General features: G+C 75.2%; 1 protein-coding gene. It reads right to left on the bottom strand.

All coding sequences use genetic code 11. The features are described 5' to 3' along the window. A partial coding sequence (gene tmk / locus H5J33_RS34315) for a dTMP kinase (protein ID WP_181798569.1) occupies window positions 1–1,673 on the bottom strand: 1,673 nt, incomplete at both ends.

Genomic DNA, 1,673 nt, shown 5'->3' with positions numbered 1-1,673 from the left:
CAGACGCCGGGCCTCCTCCTCGGCACGCAGCTTCGCCTGCCGGGCCTCCTCCTCGGCACGGAGACGGGCCTGCCTGGCTTCCTCCTCGGCGCGCAGCCGGGCCTCTTCCTCGGCCTGCCTGCGGCGCTGCTCCTCCTCGGCCTTGCGGCGGGCCTCCTCCTCGGCGCGGGCCTTCTCCTCGGCGAGCAGCCGCTGCCGCTCCTCCTCAGCGCGCCGGCGCGCCTCCTCGGCCCGCTGCCGGGCCTCCTCCGCCTGCCGCTCGGCCTCGCGCCGCTGCGCCTCCTCCAGCTCGCGCCGCTTGCGCTCCTCCTCCTCGGCGCGCAACCGGGCGAGCTGCTCCTGGCGCTCGCGCTCCAGACGCTCTTCCTCGGCCTTGCGGGCGGCCTCTTCCTCGGCCTTGCGGCGGGCCTCCTCCTCTGCCTTGCGCCGGGCTTCCTCCTGGGCCTTGATCTCGGCCTCGGACAGCGGCAGCACGGTGTCCAGCCGGTGCCGGATCACGGTGGTGACGGCCTCGGGCTCCTGCCCGGCGTCCACCACCAGGTAGCGGCCGGGGTCGGACGCGGCCAGCGTGAGGAAACCGGCCCGCACGCGCGCGTGGAACTCCGCCGGCTCCGACTCCAGCCGGTCCGGCGCCTCGGTGAACCGCTCGCGGGCGGTCTCCGGGGAGACGTCCAGCAGGACGGTCAGGTGCGGGACCAGGCCGTTGGTGGCCCAGCGGTTGATGCGGGCGATCTCGGTCGGCGACAGGTCGCGGCCGGCGCCCTGGTAGGCGACGGAGGAGTCGATGTAGCGGTCGGAGATGACGACCGCGCCGCGCTCCAGGGCGGGCCGTACGACGGTGTCGACGTGCTCGGCGCGGTCGGCGGCGTACAGCAGCGCCTCCGCGCGGTGCGACAGTCCCGCCGAGGACACGTCCAGCAGGATGGAGCGCAGCCGCTTGCCGACCGGTGTGGCGCCGGGTTCGCGGGTGACCACGACCTCGTGGCCCTTGGCACGGATCCACTCGGCGAGGGCCTCGGCCTGGGTGGACTTGCCGGCGCCGTCGCCGCCCTCCAGGGCGATGAAGAAGCCGCTGTCCGCCGGTGCCGTGACCGGGTCGTCGCCGCCGAGCAGCGCGTCCCTCAGGTCCTGGCGCAGCGGCACGCCGGAGCGGTCGTCGACCTTGGCGAGCACCAGCGCGGCCACCGGCAGCAGCAGCGCGCCGACGAGCATGAGCGTGAAGGCGGCGCCGCCGTGCGCGAAGACGAACTTGCCGTTCTCCAGGCGGTGCGGGCCGATCAGCGCGGCGAACAGCGGTGCGATCAGGACGCCGAGCGCTATGAAGACGCGGACCACGGCGTGCAGGTGCTCGGTGGTGCGCACCCGGCGGTAGTCCTCGGTCTCCTGGTCGAGCAGGGTGTGCCCGGTGTTCGCGGCGACGCCCGCGGCGGCACCGGCCAGCGTGACGATCAGCAGGACCGTGGTGACGTCCGGGACCAGCCCGGCGGCCAGCAGCGCGATGCCGGTGACGGCGATCGCCAGGGCCAGCAGGCGGCGGCGGGACAGGGAGGGCAGCAGCGCGGGGGCGGTCCGGATGCCGACGGCGACACCGCCGGTCAGGCCCAGCACCAGCAGGCCATAGAGGACGGGTCCGCCGCCCAGGTCCCGGGCGTGCAGTACGCACACCGAGACGG

The organism is Streptomyces sp. WELS2, assembly GCF_013870595.1.
GTDB lineage: Bacteria > Actinomycetota > Actinomycetes > Streptomycetales > Streptomycetaceae > Streptomyces.
Note: the sequence above shows the minus strand (reverse complement) of the source record. Positions and strands in the feature narration are given on the sequence as shown.